This window comes from Pseudomonas sp. KH_021, assembly GCF_057838865.1.
Map to the genome: position 1 here is coordinate 5,931,594 of NZ_CM174477.1, position 15,441 is coordinate 5,947,034.

Genomic DNA, 15,441 nt, shown 5'->3' on the forward strand with positions numbered 1-15,441 from the left:
TTCGGAGTCGAAGATGAAAGACTGGCTGGACGAGATCAAATGGGATGCCAATGGCCTGGTCCCGGCCATTGCCCAGGATCACAAGACCGGGCGCGTATTGATGATGGCCTGGATGAACCGCGAGGCGCTGGTCTTGACTGCCGCTGAGAACCGCGCCATCTACTGGTCACGTTCGCGTGGCAAACTGTGGCGCAAAGGCGAAGAGTCCGGGCATGTGCAGCATTTGCACGAAATGCGCCTGGACTGCGACGCCGACGTGATCATTCTGATGGTCGAACAGGTCGGTCATATCGCGTGCCATACCGGCCGCGAAAGCTGTTTCTATCGCGTTCACGAGAACGGCGAATGGAAAACCGTCGACCCGGTCCTCAAGGACCCGAACGCCATTTACTCAGCAGGACACTGACATGAGCGACACCCTGACCCGCCTGGCCCAAGTGCTGGAATCGCGCAAAGGCGCCGATGCCGACAGTTCCTATGTCGCCAGCTTGTACCACAAGGGCTTGAACAAAATTCTGGAAAAGGTCGGCGAAGAGTCGGTCGAAACCATCATCGCCGCCAAGGACGCCGCTATCAGCGGTGACTGCAGCGACGTGATCTACGAAACCGCCGATCTGTGGTTCCACAGCCTGGTGATGCTGTCTGCCTTGGGCCAGCATCCACAGGCTGTGCTCGATGAGCTGGACCGCCGTTTTGGTCTTTCCGGGCATGCTGAAAAAGCCGCACGTCAGCCCTGAACATTCACTAGGAGTTGCAGCATGGGTATTTTTGACTGGAAACACTGGGTCGTCATTCTGGTTGTCGTGGTGCTGGTGTTCGGTACCAAGAAGCTCAAAAGCCTCGGCACCGACGTTGGCGAGTCGATCAAGGGCTTTCGCAAGGCCATGAACGATGAAGAAAAACCTGCTGAACCGCCGGTATCCCCGGTGCAGCCGGTCAACCCACAGGCCTCTTCGCCGCTGAACTCGCCGCAAACCATCGACGGCCAGGCGCACAAGGTCGAAGAGCCGATCAGGAAAGACTGATAAATGTTCGGGATCAGCTTCAGTGAACTGCTGCTCGTGGGCCTGGTGGCCCTGCTGGTACTCGGCCCCGAGCGCCTGCCCGGTGCCGCACGCACCGCAGGCCTGTGGATCGGCCGGCTAAAGCGCAGTTTCAATGCCATCAAGCAGGAAGTGGAGCGCGAGATCGGTGCCGACGAGATTCGTCGCCAGTTGCATAACGAGCACATCCTGTCGATGGAGCAAGAGGCTCGCAAGATCTTCAACCCGCAGCAGGTCGAAGCGCAACCACCGGTCACCGGCCAGGACGCTACTGCAGTGCCTACCGTAGCCGGCACTGAAGCTGTGCCCTCGGCGCCCGCGCCCGCCTCCCCTTCCCCCACCGACACCCAACAGTCACCGCGAGCCTCATGAGCGAAATCCCGGAAAACGACCAGCAAATGCCGCTGGTTTCGCACCTTACCGAGCTGCGCACGCGCCTGTTGCGCTGTGTGGCGGTCATCTTCCTGATCTTCGCCGGGCTGTTTTCCTTCGCACAGCAGATCTACACCCTGGTGTCCGCGCCGCTGCGTGAGTACCTGCCGGTAGGCGCGACGATGATCGCCACCGACGTCGCCTCGCCCTTCCTGACGCCATTCAAGCTGACCATGATGGTGGCGCTGTTTCTGTCGATCCCGCTGATCCTGCATCAGATCTGGGGCTTTATCGCTCCGGGCCTGTACAAGCACGAAAAGCGCATCGCGGTGCCGTTGCTGGTCTCGAGTATTTTCCTGTTCTACGCCGGGATGGCCTTTGCCTATTTCCTGGTGTTCCCGCTGATCTTCAAGTTCTTCGCCCATGCCACCCCCGACGGCGTGGCAATGATGACGGATATCGCCAGTTACCTGGATTTCGTCATGACGCTGTTCTTTGCGTTCGGCGTGGCCTTCGAAATTCCGGTCGCGGTGGTGCTGCTGGTGTGGATCGGCGTGGTCGATGTCAAATACCTGAAGAAGATTCGCCCGTACGTGGTCATCGGCTGCTTTGTGGTGGGCATGATCCTGACGCCGCCCGACATCTTCTCCCAGACGCTGCTGGCCGTGCCCATGTGGCTGCTGTTCGAGATCGGCATTCTGTTTAGCGGTCTGATCCGCAAGCGCGGCGAGCATGACGAGACCGACTCTGACGGCAATCCGCAACCGCCTGCGACGTTGCCATGAACCTGCTGTTACTCGAGGAGGCCGACTTTGTGGCGGCCGACCGGGTGATCCTGCGCGATCGCCGCTTTACCCATATGCAGGAAGTTCACCGCAGCGAAGTCGGTGACTCAATGCGTGTTGGACAGATCAACGGTTTGATGGGCCAGGCCCAGGTCGTGCGCCTGGAGGGCCACGAGGCCGAGCTGCAGGTGGCCTTCGACCAGCCGCCACCGGCCAAGCTGCCGCTAACGCTGGTATTGGCCCTGCCAAGGCCGAAGATGCTGCGTCGGGTGCTGCAAACCGTCGCGGCCATGGGCGTGCCCAAGGTGGTGTTGGTGAACAGCTACCGGGTCGAGAAAAGCTTCTGGCAAACCCCCTTCCTGGAACCGGCCGCCATTCGCGAGCAATTGATCCTGGGGCTTGAACAGGCTCGGGATACACGCCTGCCCGAAGTCATCATCGAAAAGCGCTTCAAGCCCTTCGTCGAAGACCGCCTGCCCGCCATGGTTGAGGGCACCCTCGGGTTGGTCGGCCACCCCGGCAACTACCCCGCCTGCCCCCGCGGCCTGGACACATCGGTAACCCTGGCCATCGGCCCGGAAGGCGGCTGGATCCCCTATGAGATCGACTTGCTGGGCAAATCAGGCCTCAACCCGGTGCAGTTGGGTGAGCGCATCCTTCGCGTCGAAACCGCAGTGACCGCTCTGCTCGCCCGATTGTTCTGAATTTACCCTGCCGGACTTCAGTTTTCTCCGCGCGGGCCGACATACAGGTTAATAAAACAATAACCTGTGCCGGTTTCGCGCAAGGAGTCTCTGCCATGTACCGTTGGTCCGCCCGAAAGCTTGGAAATGTTAGCGTCAACCTCAAACTTGGCATTGGCTTCGGCCTGGTGTTGATGCTTACGCTGCTCATTACGGCCACCGGCTGGATGGGACTGAACGCCGTGATCAAGCGCGGCGACACCCTCGGCGCCATTTCCGACCTTGTCGATCTGGCCCAGACGCTGCGGCTCAACCGCTTCGCGTATACCCAAAACACCACACCCGAGAACGCCGGAGCCGTCACCAAGGTGGTCGACGATCTGGAAAAGCGTGTGCAAAACCTGCGCACCCGCATTGAACAGCCCCAGGACCTCGCTCGACTGGACAAACAAGCGGCCGCTCTCAGCGAATACCGTCGCGACTTCAAGGACCTGGTCCAGGCTGACCAGCGCCGTGAAGCCGCCCGTTTCAATCTGGGTGAAAGTGCTGACCACGCTGTGCAGCTCATCAGCCAGATCGAGAACACCCTGCTGCACGGCGATAGCCTGAGCCAGTTCAACAGTGTCAGCGAGGTGGGCAAGCGGATACAGCAGGCACGCTATCAGGTGCGCGGCTACGCCTACAGCGGCGATAGCGAACACAAACAAGGCGCCCTGGACGCCGTGGATCACGCCATTATCGGGCTCAAGACCCTGCCAGAGAAAATACCGAGTGAGTACGCTGACGCCCTGAGCGAGGCCGCTGGCGACTTGGCGGCCTATCGGCAGGCGGTTGTTGAGCTCAGCGATGCCCAACAGGCGAGTGCCCAGGCAATGGCCCGCATGCAAGGCCAGGGCACGACGCTGCTGGACATGAGCAAAGAGCTCACCGCCTCGCAAACCCAAGTGCGCGACACCAACTCCGCCAGCGCCCGTAATACGCTGGCCCTGGTCACGGCGCTGGCGTTGCTGTTGGGTGTGATCTCGGCATGGGCCATTACCCGCCAGATCGTGATCCCTCTGCGCCAGACCCTGGACGAGGTGGAGCGCGTGGCCGGTGGCGACTTGAGCCATGACCTCAAGGTCGAGCGCCGTGATGAAATGGGTCAATTGCAACGCAGCATCCAGCGCATGACCCACAACCTGCGCGAGCTTATTGGGGGTATTGGCGCTGGCGTCACCCAAATCGCCAGCGCTGCCGAAGAACTCTCGGCCGTGACCGAGCAGACCCGCGCCGGGGTCAACAATCAGAAGATCGAGACCGATCAGGTCGCCACGGCCATGAACGAGATGACCGCCACGGTACAGGAAGTGGCGCGCAACGCCGAAGAGGCTTCCGAAGCCACCGTAGCCGCCGACCAGCAAGCCCGCGAGGGCGACAAGGTGGTCAGTGAGGCGATTCGCCAGATCGAGCGCCTGGCCGCTGAAATGGGCCATTCCACCGATGCCATGAATCAGCTCAAGCACGAAAGTGGCAAGATCGGCAGCGTGCTCGATGTGATCAAGTCAGTGGCCGAACAAACCAACCTGCTGGCGCTGAACGCCGCGATCGAAGCGGCTCGGGCCGGCGAGGCCGGGCGTGGTTTTGCCGTGGTGGCTGATGAAGTGCGCAGCCTGGCCCAGCGCACGCAGAAGTCCACCGAAGAAATCGAAGCGCTGATTGCTGGTTTGCAACACGGCACCCAACAGGTGGCCAGCGCCATGGACAGCAGCCGCGAACTGACCGACAGCAGCGTCGAGCTGACCCGCCGTGCCGGGACCGCGCTGGACACCATCACCCACACCGTCTCCGCGATCCAGGCCATGAACCAACAGATCGCCGCCGCGGCCGAGCAGCAAAGCAGCGTTGCCGAGGAAGTGAACCGCAGCGTGATGAACGTGCGCGATATTTCTGACCAGACCGCTTCAGCCAGTGAACAAACCGCCGCCTCCAGCGTTGAGCTGGCGCGGTTGGGGACGCATCTGCAAGGGTTGGTCGGCCGCTTCCGCGTCTAACCTGCGATGGCCATAGGTATCTACACAATTCTGGGGCAGCGCGGCTCTTGTAGCCGCTGCCGAGGTACGAGGCTGCGATCGGCGGCGAAGCCGTCGTAAATTCAGGCCCTTCGGTGTGCCTGATGGATTACGGTCTCAGGTTTTACGGCCGCTTCGCTGCCGATCGCAGCCTCGTACCTCGTCAGCGGCTACATTCGTAGCAGTACGCCAAAAGATGTGTAGATACCTATGCTGCGATGGCCACACCGCGGTGTGTTCATCGCGGCTGTAGGAGCAAGGTTTACCTGCGATGAAAGCGCCGCGGTGTATCAGGCACACCGCGGTGGTCCAGCGATTACAGCACTTGGCGCAAAAACGCCTGGGCGCGCAGGTCTTTTGGCGATTCGAAGAAGGTCTCAGGCGGCGAGTCTTCCAGCAACTTGCCATGGTCGAAGAACAGCACCCGGTCCGCCACTTCACGGGCAAAGCCCATTTCGTGGGTGACGCAGACCATGGTCATGCCTTCTTCGGCCAGCTTCTTCATCACGTCCAGCACTTCACCGACCATTTCCGGGTCGAGCGCCGAAGTCGGCTCGTCAAACAGCATCACTTTCGGGTCCATTGCCAGCGCCCGCGCGATAGCAACGCGCTGCTGCTGGCCACCGGACAAGCGTGACGGAAACTCATTGGCCTTCTGGCCGATGCCGACCTTCTCCAGCAGCATCCGCGCCTTTTCTTCACGCTCTTTCTTGCCGCGCTTGCGCACGACTTTCTGAGCCAGGCAGAGGTTTTCCAGCACGGTCATGTGCGGGAACAGATTGAAATGCTGGAACACCATCCCGACTTCACGACGGTAAGCGTTGATGTCAGTTTTCGGGTCATCCAGGCGTAGGCCGTCGATGCTCACCGAGCCCTCATCAAACGCCTCCAGGCCGTTCAGGCAACGCAGGAAGGTCGACTTGCCCGAGCCCGAGGGCCCCAGCACGACCAGCACTTCACCCTTGGAGACATGAGTGCTGACATGATCTACCGCCCGCACCACCTGCCCACGGGTATCGAAGACTTTTACCAGATCGCGAACTTCAATCACTTTGCGCGAGCCTCCGTTCAAGCCGGCTGGCGATGTGCGACAGCGGCAGGTTGATAAGCAGATAAAGGCCGGCCACGCAGAACCAGATCTCGAAGGTCGAGAACGAGGTGGTGATCGCCTCGCGCCCGCTCTTGGTCAGCTCGGTAATGGCAATCACCGACACCAACGAAGTGTCCTTGACCAGACTGATGAACTGCCCGGCCAGCGGCGGCAGTACGCGCTTGAAGGCCTGCGGCAAGATCACATGGCGCATCGACTGGCCAGCATTAAGCCCCAGGGAGCGGGCTGCCTCGCTCTGGCCGCGGGCAATCGACTGCACCCCGGCGCGCACGATTTCGGCCACGTAGGCGCCAGTAAACAACGCCAATGCGGCCACCCCGGCAAACTCCCGGGACAGGTTCAGCACCGTGCCGATAAAGAAGTAGAAGATGAAAATCTGCACCAGCAACGGCGTGCCGCGCACCAGCTCCACGTACACCGTCGACAGGTAACGCAGGGTCGGGTTGTTGGACAGCCGGCAAAGGCCGGCAAACAGCCCGATCAACAATCCCAGCACGCCGGAGGCGACGGAAATCCACACCGTGGTCCACAAGCCCCAGGCCAGCGGGCCAGCTGCCCAGTGGTGGGTCACGCCGACCACATCGCCTTCGGCCACATCGTCGCCCTTGGCCAACTGCAGGCTGGCGGTGTCGACGTCGAGGACCTGCTCGGCGCCGTCTTCGTCACGAAGCGTGACGGTGCTGCTCGCGCCTTTCTGGACGATGCTTTCAACGGTGCCATAGCCCGCGGCCCGCTGGGCCTCTTCAGCCTGGTAGGCGAAGTACTGCGGGACACGGCTCCAGCGCCACTCATAGGAAATCGAGGTGGTCGCGATATACAGGCTGAAGGCCAGGCCAATCAGGACCAGCGCTGTCAGCCCGTGCCAGGGCCACTGGGCTTTTTTGTGTTTGATCACAGGGGGTTTCCGTCAGTGCTTGGAGCAAGGCATCAAGCCTTATTCCATTTCCTTGAGCCAGGCGGTGTCTTTGAACCACTTGTCATGAATACGATCGTAGGTGCCGTCTTCATGAACCTGACGCAGGAAGTTGTTGATCCAGTTGAGGCTGTCGTAGTCGCCCTTCTTCAGGCCAAAAGCCAGCGGCTCGTAGGTGAACGGCTTGTCCAGGAACAGCAGCTTGCCGTTGCCGACCTTGTTGACCGCCACCACGTTGTACGGCGCATCGTAGATGAAGGCATCAGCCTTGCCGTTGACCACGTCCATGACCGCTTCCTGCTCATTGTCGTAGCCATGGTATTGGGCTTTGGCGATCAGCTTCTTGGCAACCATTTCACCGGTAGTGCCCAGCTTGGAGGTAATGCGGTATTCGGCGCTGTTCAGGTCTTTATAGGATTTGACCTTGTCTGCCAGCTCCTTGCGGATCAGCAGGGTCTGGCCGACCACGATGAAGGGGTCGCTGAAGTTCAGGCGCAGGTTGCGTTCCTGAGTCAGGGTCATGCCGCTGCCGATCATGTCGAATTTGTCGGTCAACAGCGCCGGAATGATGCCGTCATAGCTGGTGGAAACCAGCTCCAGCTTCACGCCCATGGACTTGGCCATGGCCTTGAGCAGGTCCACTTCAAAGCCGATGATTTCACCGCGCTTGTTGGTCATTTCGAACGGCATGTAGGTGGGGTCCATGCCGACCCGCAAGGTGCCGCGCTTGACCGCTTCGTCGATGGCACCCGCTTGTGCGGCGCTTACGCAGGCCAAGGCGGTTACGCCCAGCAGCAGCCTCGACAGATACTTTTTAATCATCACCATCCCCTGCAAAACTTAATTTTTTTGGATACGCCTTCCTCGCCGCTTGGCGAAAAGACGCCGGGCGTATCGTTTCGGGATGCGATGCTAACGTACTCGCCGAGCAGTACAAAGGTTGGAGGGGACTTTGTTGCTTATTCATGTCGGAAATTTCTCCAGCCAAAGACAGAGAAAACCCTTCCAAAACGACAGCGCCCTTGGCCAAAGGCTCAAGGGCGCTGTTTTCAGGCGTTTGCCAGGTGGGTGGGTATCGCCACCGGCTCAGGGTGTAGCGGCAACAGAGGCGAATGCGGGTCCTCCTCGATGGACTGGCGCCAGACGCTCAGCCAGGCCTCATGCCCTTCGCTCCAGACCAGCGCATGCAAGCGCGCCAGTGCCACCGGGTCGCTGAGCAAGGCCAGGCGAATCGGCCCTTCCAGCTGCTCTGGCCCCACTTTCAGGGCATGCCGGATGCGTTCGGCACGCAGCCATTCCACAGGCTCCGCCTGACCATGACGAGCCGTCGCCAGGGCACAGGCCAGGGCGTTTTGCTGAGGGTCGACCACGGCCCGCACGAAACCATCCTTGAGCGCATGCCAACGGTTTTCGTGGGTGTACTGGTCGGTCGCCAGCAGCTCGTGTGGCGTGGCGTATTCCTCAGGGATCAGGAACAGCTTCTCGTCCTTGGCGCGCAGGCCCAGGTTCACACGGCTGGAGATCACTGACACCGGGATCGACAACATCAGCGAGCCTACAATCGGCACCAGCCACCACAGGAAGCTTGGGTTCAGCGCAGCCACCAAGAGGGCCCAGGCCGCACCCAGCAAGGTTTGCGGGCCATGGCGACGCACCGCTTCACCCCAGGAGGTGGAGTCGTCGTCACGCTGCGGCGAGTTCCAGGTCGCGGCCCAGCCCAGGAACGCGGCGAGCACGAAACGGGTGTGGAACAGCATCCGCACCGGCGCCAACAGCATGGAGAACAGCATCTCCAGCAGCATCGACACGGTCACCTTCAAGCGCCCGCCATACTCGGTCGCGCCCTTGGCCCAGATCAGAATGATGCTGAGCAACTTGGGCAAAAACAGCAACACGATGGTGGTGGAGAACAGGGCGATGGCCTTGTCCGGGTGCCATTGCGGCCACAGCGGGTACAGCTGGCGCGGCTCCAGGAAGTACTGCGGTTCCATCAGCGTGTTGACCGCCAGCAACGCCGTCGACAGCACCAGGAACAGGAACCACAAGGGCGCTGACAGGTAGGACATCACCCCGGTCAGGAATACCGCACGGTGTACCGGGTGCATGCCTTTGACCAGGAACAGCCTGAAGTTCATCAGGTTGCCGTGGCACCAGCGCCGGTCGCGCTTGAGTTCATCAAGCAGGTTGGGCGGCAGTTCTTCATAGCTGCCTGGCAGATCGTAGGCAATCCATACGCCCCAGCCGGCACGGCGCATCAGCGCTGCTTCAACGAAGTCGTGGGAAAGGATGGCGCCCGCAAAAGCACCTTTACCCGGCAGCGGCGCCAAAGCGCAGTGCTCGATAAAGGGCTTCATGCGGATGATCGCGTTGTGGCCCCAGTAGTGGGATTCACCCAACTGCCAGAAGTGCAGGCCGGCGGTAAACAGAGGGCCATAGACGCGGGTGGCGAACTGCTGCATGCGTGCATACAGCGTATCCATGCCCGAAGCTTTTGGCGCGGTCTGGATGATCCCGGCGTCCGGGGTCGCTTCCATCAATCGCACAAGGCTGGTGAGGCACTCACCGCTCATGACGCTGTCGGCGTCGAGCACCACCATGTAGCGGTACTCGCTGCCCCAACGACGGCAGAAGTCGTCCAGGTTACCGCTTTTGCGTTTTACCCGGCGGCGACGGCGGCGATAGAAGATGCGACCGAAGCCTTTGCTCTCGCGGCAGACGTCCAGCCAGGCCTGTTGCTCAGCCACGGCGATATCGGTGTCATTGGTGTCGCTGAGCACAAAGAAGTCAAAGCGATCCAGATCGCCTGTGGCGGCCACGGACTCGAAGGTCGCGCGCAAACCGGCAAATACCCGTGGCACGTCTTCGTTGCAGATCGGCATGACGATGGCTGTACGCGCCCCGGCCTCGATTGGCTCGTTACCCGCGCTGGCCCCGGAGATACGGTACTTGTCGCGCCCGGTCAGCAGTTCGAGAAAGCCCATCAGGGCGGTCCAGAAACCCGCCGACACCCAGCAGAACAAGATACCGAACATGATCAGGATGCTGGTCTGCAGGGCATACGGCAGCACCTGCTGGGCCGTTTGTAGCAGCGGCTGGTGCAGCACTTCGTCGAGGTCGACGAACGACCAGCCTTGGTACGGCATGATGCCTTTCATGTAATAGCCGGCAACGATGGTCTGGCCGAGCATCAGGATCAGCAGGATGTATCGGCGCATCGAGCCGACCCAGCGCCAGCGGGCTGGCGGTAGTTCGCGCAGTTCGCGGTCACGCTCAAGCTTGGGTGTCGGCGCGTTGGTGCGCCCGGTCAGGCGGCGCCAAATGCGCACCAAAATGTTGGTGCGCCATGGCTCCGGGATGACCCGGGTACGGTGGATCGGGGGCGCGGCCTTGAGCCGGACACGGCCAGCAGCGTCGAGGTCGAGCATCTCGGCCTCTTCAAGCTCGGCTGCGCTGTTGAGCGTCAGGCGCGTGCCCACCGACGCTTGGGCGGCGTCGGCTTCGTCACTGAACGGCTGCGAAGACAGCCGTGCGTGCAGCTCACTGAACGACTTGCAGCTGGCCAATTCGGCCCGCTGCTCCTCGCTCAGTGGCAGGTGTGCCAGGTACTCGTTCAGAGACACTGGCGTAGCTTGAGAATTACTCATCGGCAGACAACTGATAGCTCCAGGTCTCGGTTAGGACCTGTTCGGTCTTGGTCGGTTCCCCAGAAGTGGGTGCAGCCTCGGTAGCGGGCTGCTCGGTTGGCTTCTCGGCCTTCTTGTCGGCCTTGGCCGCCACCTGCTTGGCTGCGGCTTTTTCTGCCTTGGTCGGGGCTGCCGGTGGCAGGTCCTTGACCAGCGCGGCGCGCATTTCCACCGATTTGCTCGGGTCCTTGACCTTCAGGCGCAGGGTCAGGCGCCAGCCTTGGGTCTCGGGGTTGTAGCGCAGGTTGTTTTCCACAAGCTCCGCGTTATCGCTCACGCTAACCTGGCTGCGTACCGCGGCATCTTCAGGCAAGGCCTTGAGCACCGGGCCTTCGAAGTCAACCAGGAACGCCACGCTACCGTCTGGCTGGCGGATCAGGTTGGACTGCTTCACATCGCCAGTCGAGCGCAGGGTCTGCTTGACCCAGGCCAAGTCAGGGGCGTGCAACGCCGCTTCGTCGATGGTCCAGTGCAGGCGGTAGCTGAACTCCGTTTCCTGGCCAGGCTCTGGCAGCTTTTCAGGGCTCCAGAAGGCCACGATATTGTCGTTGGTTTCGTCAGCTGTCGGAATCTCTACCAGATCGACGGTGCCACGGCCCCAGTCGCCACGCGGTTCGATCCAGGCGCTTGGGCGCTTTTCGTAACGGTCGTCGAGGTCTTCGAAGCGGCCGAAGTCGCGGTTACGCTGAAGCAGGCCGAAACCACGCGGGTTCTCGACGCTGAAGTTGCTCACGGCCAGGTGCTTCGGATTGTTCAGCGGGCGCCAGATCCACTCGCCATTACCGGCATGGATCGACAGGCCTTCGGAGTCGTGCAGCTCGTGACGGTAGTTCAGCACCTTGGACGGCTGATTGGTGCCGAACAGGAACATGCTGGTCAGCGGCGCGATGCCCAGGCGGCTGACATGGTCACGCAGGTAGACCTTGGACTTGACGTCGACGATGGTGTCGCTGCCAGGACGCACGATCAGGCGATAGGCGCCCGTGGAGCGCGGCGAATCGAGCAGCGCGTAGATCACCAAATGCTTGTCGGTAGGCTTGGGCTTCTCGACCCAGAATTCGGTAAAACGCGGGAATTCTTCGCCCGACGGCAGCGCTGTGTCGATGGCCAGGCCACGAGCAGACAGGCCATAAACGTGGCCCTTGCCGATGACACGGAAGTAACTGGCACCCAGCAAGGTCATGATTTCGTCTTGCTTGTCAGCCTTGTTGATCGGGTAGAGCACGCGGAAACCGGCATAGCCGAGCTTTTCGGTGGCCTTGGGGTCGAACTTGACGTCACCGAAGTCGAAACGGCTCGGATCGTATTTGATCTGTTCGACGCTATTGGCGGTGACTTCGTTGATTTTCACCGGCGTGTCGAAGTGCATGCCCTGGTGGTAGAACGACAGCTTGAACGGCGTCTTGTCGTTGGCCCACTCGGCTTTTTCGTTCAAAAAGCGGATTTTCTGGTAGTCGGCGAACTTCATGTCACGAAATTCGCTCGGCAGATTGCTTTTAGGCGCTTCGTACTTCTGCCCAGCCAGGACTTTTGCCTTGGCCGCTACGTCATCAAGGTTGAATGCCCAGAGCTGGCCAGCGCCGAGCAGGCAAAACAGCGTAGACCCTGCCAGCAGGACGCTGCGCAGGCGTTTACCGGGGGTTCTTGGTGCATTACAGAGACTAACAATCACGAGCAACCCTCGCCGAAATCAGATCAAAGAACCAACGGCCAGCTGTCGTTTGCCGGGTTGGCGAGCATTGTTCGGACTCCGAAAGGACGCAATGATTCCCCAACGGATCCAGACAAGGCTCGAGTGTTCACAAAAACGGATCAACGATCGCCGATCCCCATGGCGCGCGATTATCTAGTAGGTCGCGTTACAACGCATCAGGGGCAAGCAAGTATTTGTACGAAAAACCCCCGGTTTTTGGGGATATGGGGGTTTTTCTGACACTTATGTTTGTAACAAAAATGTTACCGGGCCATCGTTGACCAGATGCACCTGCATGTCGGCACCAAATTCCCCGCTGGCGACCAGGTCATGCAGTGACCTCGCCTGGCTCAACAGGTAGTCGAACAACTCGGCGCCGAGGGCCGGTGGGGCGGCCGTCGAAAAGCTGGGGCGCAAGCCGTTCTGGGTATCGGCAGCCAGGGTGAACTGGGACACCAGCAGCAAGCCGCCGCCGATGTCCTTGAGCGAGCGATTCATCTTGCCCTGCTCATCCGAGAACACTCGATAGTTAAGCAGCTTATGCAGGAGTTTGTCGGCGCTGGCACGCGAATCCTGTGGTTCCACGGCAACCAGCACCAACAAACCCTGGTCGACGGCGCCTACGATTTTGCCATCGACCTCGACTCGCGCGCCGCGCACGCGCTGCAGCAGCCCTCTCATGCTTCTTCGAGTGGCAGGTCGAGCAGGCGGCGGGCCATCTGATCGGCGGCGCGCACCAGGGCATCGGTAATGCCGGGTTCGGAGGCGGCGTGACCGGCGTCGCGAATCACCTTCAGCTCGCTGTTCGGCCAGGCCTGGTGCAACTCCCAGGCGTTGTCCAGCGGGCAGATCACGTCATAGCGACCGTGCACGATCACGGCAGGCAGGTGGGCGATTTTTGGCATGTCGCGGATCAGTTGATCCGCTTCAAGGAAGCCATTGTTGACGAAGTAGTGGCATTCGATGCGGGCGATGGACAAGGCCCGTTGCGGCTCGGAGAAACGATCGACCACCAGCGGGTTGGGGCGCAGGGTAGCGGTACGACCTTCCCAGGTGGACCAGGCCTTGGCGGCATGCATCTGGGCGATCTGGTCGTTGCCGGTCAGGCGCTTGTGGAAGGCCTTGACCAAGTCATGGCGCTCATCCTGCGGGATCGGCGCGATGTAGTCCTGCCAGTAATCGGGGAACATACGGCTGGCGCCGGCCTGGTAGAACCACTCGATTTCCTGGGGGCGGCACAGGAAGATGCCACGCAGGATCAAGCCATGCACATGCTCGGGGTGGGTCTGGGCGTAGGCCAGCGCCAGGGTCGAGCCCCAGGAACCGCCGAACAGCACCCATTTCTCAATGCCCAGATGCTGGCGGATCCGCTCCATGTCCGCGACCAGATCCCAGGTGGTGTTGTTCTCGACGCTGGCATGGGGTGTGGAACGGCCACAACCACGCTGATCGAAAGTGATGATGCGATACAGGTTGGGGTCGAAATAGCAGCGGCTTTGTGCATCGCAACCAGCCCCCGGGCCACCGTGAATGAACACCACTGGCAGACCTTTCGGCGAACCGCTCTCATCGACATACAGCACATGCGGCTCTTCCACGGCCAGATCGTGCCGGGCGTAGGGTTTGATCTGCGGGTACAAAGTCTGCATTACGCGCTCCGTAGGGGGATTATTTCTGCCGTGGGGCATGATAAACCCGAATACGCGGAGAATGCATCGACGCAAGCAGAATCACTGTAGGAGCAGACCTTGGTCGCGATGGCCTCACCGCGGAGTATCAGGCAGACCGCATCGCGTTCATCGCGGGCAAGCCCAGCTCCTACAGGCCCGTGTAGGAGCCAGCCTTGGCTGCGATAGCCATAGGTATCTACACAACTCTGGGGCAGCGCGGCTCTTGTAGCCGCTGCCGAGGTACGAGGCTGCGATCGGCGGCGAAGCCGTCGTAAATTCAGGCCCTTCGGGGTGCCTGATGGATTACGGTCTCAGGTTTTACGGCCGCTTCGCTGCCGATCGCAGCCTCGTACCTCGTCAGCGGCTACATTCGTAGCAGTAGACGAGCTCAGCGAGGCCACGTCCGGGGACGTAGTCCTCGCAAAGCCTGTACTCGCGGTGTATCTGAAAAACTGAAGTGCCAGGTTTTACTACTGCTGCGCAGCCGGACGTGGCCTCGTTCTACTCGTCCACTGCTACGAAATGCAGTACGCCAAAAGATGTGTAGATACCTATGCTGCGATAGCCTCACCGCGGTGTATCAGGCAAACCGAGGCGCGTTCATCGCGGCTAAAGCCGGCTCCTACACAGGGTTAGCCTGGGTAGCGCTGACTGCCCCACGCTAGCACCGCTTGCAGCAAACCCTTGAGCACTTGCTGGGTCGGCTTGGCCAGGTCTTCGCGATAGCGGAACGGCTCGAATTCTTCCATGTAGGTTTTCTGTGCCAGTTCCAGCTGTACGGCATGGATATGGTTGGCCGGGTCGCCATAGTGACGCGTGATATGCCCACCCTTGAAGCGGCCGTTGAGCACGCTGGTATAACCCTCGGCCTTGGCGCAAAAGGCTTCCAGCTGCTCGGCCAACTGCGCATCGCAACTGGCGCCATTGAAGGTCCCCAGGTTGAAATCCGGCAAGGTGCCGTCGAACAGGTGCGGGATGGTCGCCCGGATCGAGTGGGCATCCCAGAGCACGGCGTAGCCGAACTGGTTGCGCAGGCGGTCCAGTTCGTTGCGTAGGGTCTGGTGGTAAGGGCCCCAGATGTCTTTCAGGTAAGTGGCACGCTCTTGGGCAGACGGCGCCTGACCTTCGCGAAACAGTGGCACGCCCTCGAATAAAGTCGCCGGGAACAGGCCGGTGGTGGCGCCTGCATAGAGCGGTTTGTCGTCTTCAGGGCGGTTGAGGTCAATCACGAAGCGCGAATAGTCAGCCGAGAGAATGCTCGCCCCCATCTCCTTGGCGAAGTCATACAGCTGGGGGATGTGCCAGTCGGTATCGGGCAGGCTTTGGGCCTCGTCGATCAGCCCCGCCTTGACCGACGGGGTCAGGCGCAAGCCAGCATGGGGCATGCTGATCAGCAGTGGCACCTGGCCTTGATGAAAATTGAATACCTTGTCCACG

The 15,441-nt window shown here is 60.8% G+C and carries 15 protein-coding genes and 1 pseudogene; 8 read left to right on the forward strand and 8 right to left on the reverse strand.

Going from position 1 to position 15,441, the window contains the following annotated elements; translation table 11 throughout:
- Positions 1-13 precede the first annotated feature (13 nt).
- The 8 genes and pseudogenes from hisI (at position 14) to AC3IX4_RS27315 (ending at position 4,916) form a co-directional block, all read left to right on the forward strand.
- Entirely contained in the window at positions 14-406 is a 393-nt protein-coding gene (hisI, locus tag AC3IX4_RS27280; protein WP_489258404.1) for a phosphoribosyl-AMP cyclohydrolase, read from the forward strand.
- A gap of 1 nt (position 407) precedes the next feature.
- Positions 408-737, forward strand: a complete 330-nt coding sequence (locus AC3IX4_RS27285; RefSeq protein WP_489258405.1) for a phosphoribosyl-ATP diphosphatase — start codon at positions 408-410, stop codon at positions 735-737.
- Positions 738-758: 21 nt separating this feature from the next.
- Positions 759-1,025, forward strand: a complete 267-nt coding sequence (locus AC3IX4_RS27290) for a twin-arginine translocase TatA/TatE family subunit (RefSeq protein ID WP_489258406.1) — start codon at positions 759-761, stop codon at positions 1,023-1,025.
- 3 nt (positions 1,026-1,028) lie between these two features.
- Positions 1,029-1,415 (forward strand): Sec-independent protein translocase protein TatB, encoded by a 387-nt coding sequence (gene tatB, locus AC3IX4_RS27295; protein ID WP_489258407.1) that lies wholly within the window; start codon positions 1,029-1,031, stop codon positions 1,413-1,415.
- Positions 1,412-2,200: a twin-arginine translocase subunit TatC gene (gene tatC / locus AC3IX4_RS27300; protein WP_489258408.1), complete on the forward strand. Its 789-nt coding sequence runs from the start codon at positions 1,412-1,414 to the stop codon at positions 2,198-2,200. The genes tatB and tatC overlap by 4 nt, the downstream gene beginning before the upstream one ends.
- Positions 2,197-2,904 (forward strand): 16S rRNA (uracil(1498)-N(3))-methyltransferase, encoded by a 708-nt coding sequence (locus AC3IX4_RS27305; protein WP_489258409.1) that lies wholly within the window; start codon positions 2,197-2,199, stop codon positions 2,902-2,904. Before tatC ends, AC3IX4_RS27305 begins: the two co-directional genes overlap by 4 nt.
- A gap of 206 nt (positions 2,905-3,110) precedes the next feature.
- A pseudogene (locus AC3IX4_RS27310) lies at positions 3,111-4,061 on the forward strand (methyl-accepting chemotaxis protein); the annotation flags it as partial.
- Positions 4,062-4,202: 141 nt separating this feature from the next.
- Positions 4,203-4,916, forward strand: a complete 714-nt coding sequence (locus AC3IX4_RS27315) for a methyl-accepting chemotaxis protein (RefSeq protein ID WP_489261380.1) — start codon at positions 4,203-4,205, stop codon at positions 4,914-4,916.
- 334 nt (positions 4,917-5,250) lie between these two features.
- On the opposite strand, the gene AC3IX4_RS27320 is transcribed toward AC3IX4_RS27315, so the two are convergent.
- The 8 genes from AC3IX4_RS27320 to hutG all read right to left on the reverse strand — a co-directional run bounded on the left by AC3IX4_RS27320 (position 5,251) and on the right by hutG (position 15,440).
- Positions 5,251-5,985 (reverse strand): amino acid ABC transporter ATP-binding protein, encoded by a 735-nt coding sequence (locus AC3IX4_RS27320; protein WP_489258410.1) that lies wholly within the window; start codon positions 5,983-5,985, stop codon positions 5,251-5,253.
- The gene (locus AC3IX4_RS27325; protein WP_489258411.1) at positions 5,978-6,940 is read right to left on the reverse strand and encodes an amino acid ABC transporter permease; all 963 of its coding nucleotides are present in this window, start codon (positions 6,938-6,940) and stop codon (positions 5,978-5,980) included. Before AC3IX4_RS27325 ends, AC3IX4_RS27320 begins: the two co-directional genes overlap by 8 nt.
- Positions 6,941-6,979: 39 nt before the next feature.
- Complete coding sequence (locus AC3IX4_RS27330; protein WP_489261381.1) at positions 6,980-7,777, reverse strand: transporter substrate-binding domain-containing protein; 798 nt, start codon at positions 7,775-7,777, stop codon at positions 6,980-6,982.
- 230 nt (positions 7,778-8,007) lie between these two features.
- On the reverse strand, positions 8,008-10,602 hold the full coding sequence (gene mdoH / locus AC3IX4_RS27335) for a glucans biosynthesis glucosyltransferase MdoH (RefSeq protein WP_489258412.1): 2,595 nt from the start codon (positions 10,600-10,602) through the stop codon (positions 8,008-8,010).
- Complete coding sequence (locus tag AC3IX4_RS27340) at positions 10,595-12,313, reverse strand: glucan biosynthesis protein G (protein ID WP_489258413.1); 1,719 nt, start codon at positions 12,311-12,313, stop codon at positions 10,595-10,597. The genes mdoH and AC3IX4_RS27340 overlap by 8 nt, the downstream gene beginning before the upstream one ends.
- 264 nt (positions 12,314-12,577) lie before the next feature.
- Positions 12,578-13,015 carry a D-aminoacyl-tRNA deacylase gene (dtd, locus tag AC3IX4_RS27345; protein ID WP_489258414.1) on the reverse strand — a complete coding sequence of 146 codons (438 nt, stop codon included), beginning with the start codon at positions 13,013-13,015 and terminating at the stop codon, positions 12,578-12,580.
- Positions 13,012-13,983 carry a prolyl aminopeptidase gene (gene pip, locus AC3IX4_RS27350; protein ID WP_489258415.1) on the reverse strand — a complete coding sequence of 324 codons (972 nt, stop codon included), beginning with the start codon at positions 13,981-13,983 and terminating at the stop codon, positions 13,012-13,014. Before pip ends, dtd begins: the two co-directional genes overlap by 4 nt.
- Positions 13,984-14,636: 653 nt before the next feature.
- Positions 14,637-15,440 carry an N-formylglutamate deformylase gene (gene hutG / locus AC3IX4_RS27355; RefSeq protein WP_489258416.1) on the reverse strand — a complete coding sequence of 268 codons (804 nt, stop codon included), beginning with the start codon at positions 15,438-15,440 and terminating at the stop codon, positions 14,637-14,639.
- Between the last annotated feature and the right edge of the window lies 1 nt (position 15,441).

What these genes read in the sequence shown, in the direction of transcription:
- AC3IX4_RS27305 (WP_489258409.1), top strand. Translation starts at nt 2,197, where the DNA reads ATGAACCTGCTGTTACTCGAGGAGGCCGACTTTGTGGCGGCCGACCGG.
- dtd (WP_489258414.1), bottom strand. Translation starts at nt 13,015, where the DNA reads ATGAGAGGGCTGCTGCAGCGCGTGCGCGGCGCGCGAGTCGAGGTCGAT.
- mdoH (WP_489258412.1), bottom strand. Translation starts at nt 10,602, where the DNA reads ATGAGTAATTCTCAAGCTACGCCAGTGTCTCTGAACGAGTACCTGGCA.
- AC3IX4_RS27290 (WP_489258406.1), top strand. Translation starts at nt 759, where the DNA reads ATGGGTATTTTTGACTGGAAACACTGGGTCGTCATTCTGGTTGTCGTG.
- hisI (WP_489258404.1), top strand. Translation starts at nt 14, where the DNA reads ATGAAAGACTGGCTGGACGAGATCAAATGGGATGCCAATGGCCTGGTC.
- AC3IX4_RS27285 (WP_489258405.1), top strand. Translation starts at nt 408, where the DNA reads ATGAGCGACACCCTGACCCGCCTGGCCCAAGTGCTGGAATCGCGCAAA.
- AC3IX4_RS27315 (WP_489261380.1), top strand. Translation starts at nt 4,203, where the DNA reads ATGAACGAGATGACCGCCACGGTACAGGAAGTGGCGCGCAACGCCGAA.
- pip (WP_489258415.1), bottom strand. Translation starts at nt 13,983, where the DNA reads ATGCAGACTTTGTACCCGCAGATCAAACCCTACGCCCGGCACGATCTG.
- tatC (WP_489258408.1), top strand. Translation starts at nt 1,412, where the DNA reads ATGAGCGAAATCCCGGAAAACGACCAGCAAATGCCGCTGGTTTCGCAC.
- tatB (WP_489258407.1), top strand. Translation starts at nt 1,029, where the DNA reads ATGTTCGGGATCAGCTTCAGTGAACTGCTGCTCGTGGGCCTGGTGGCC.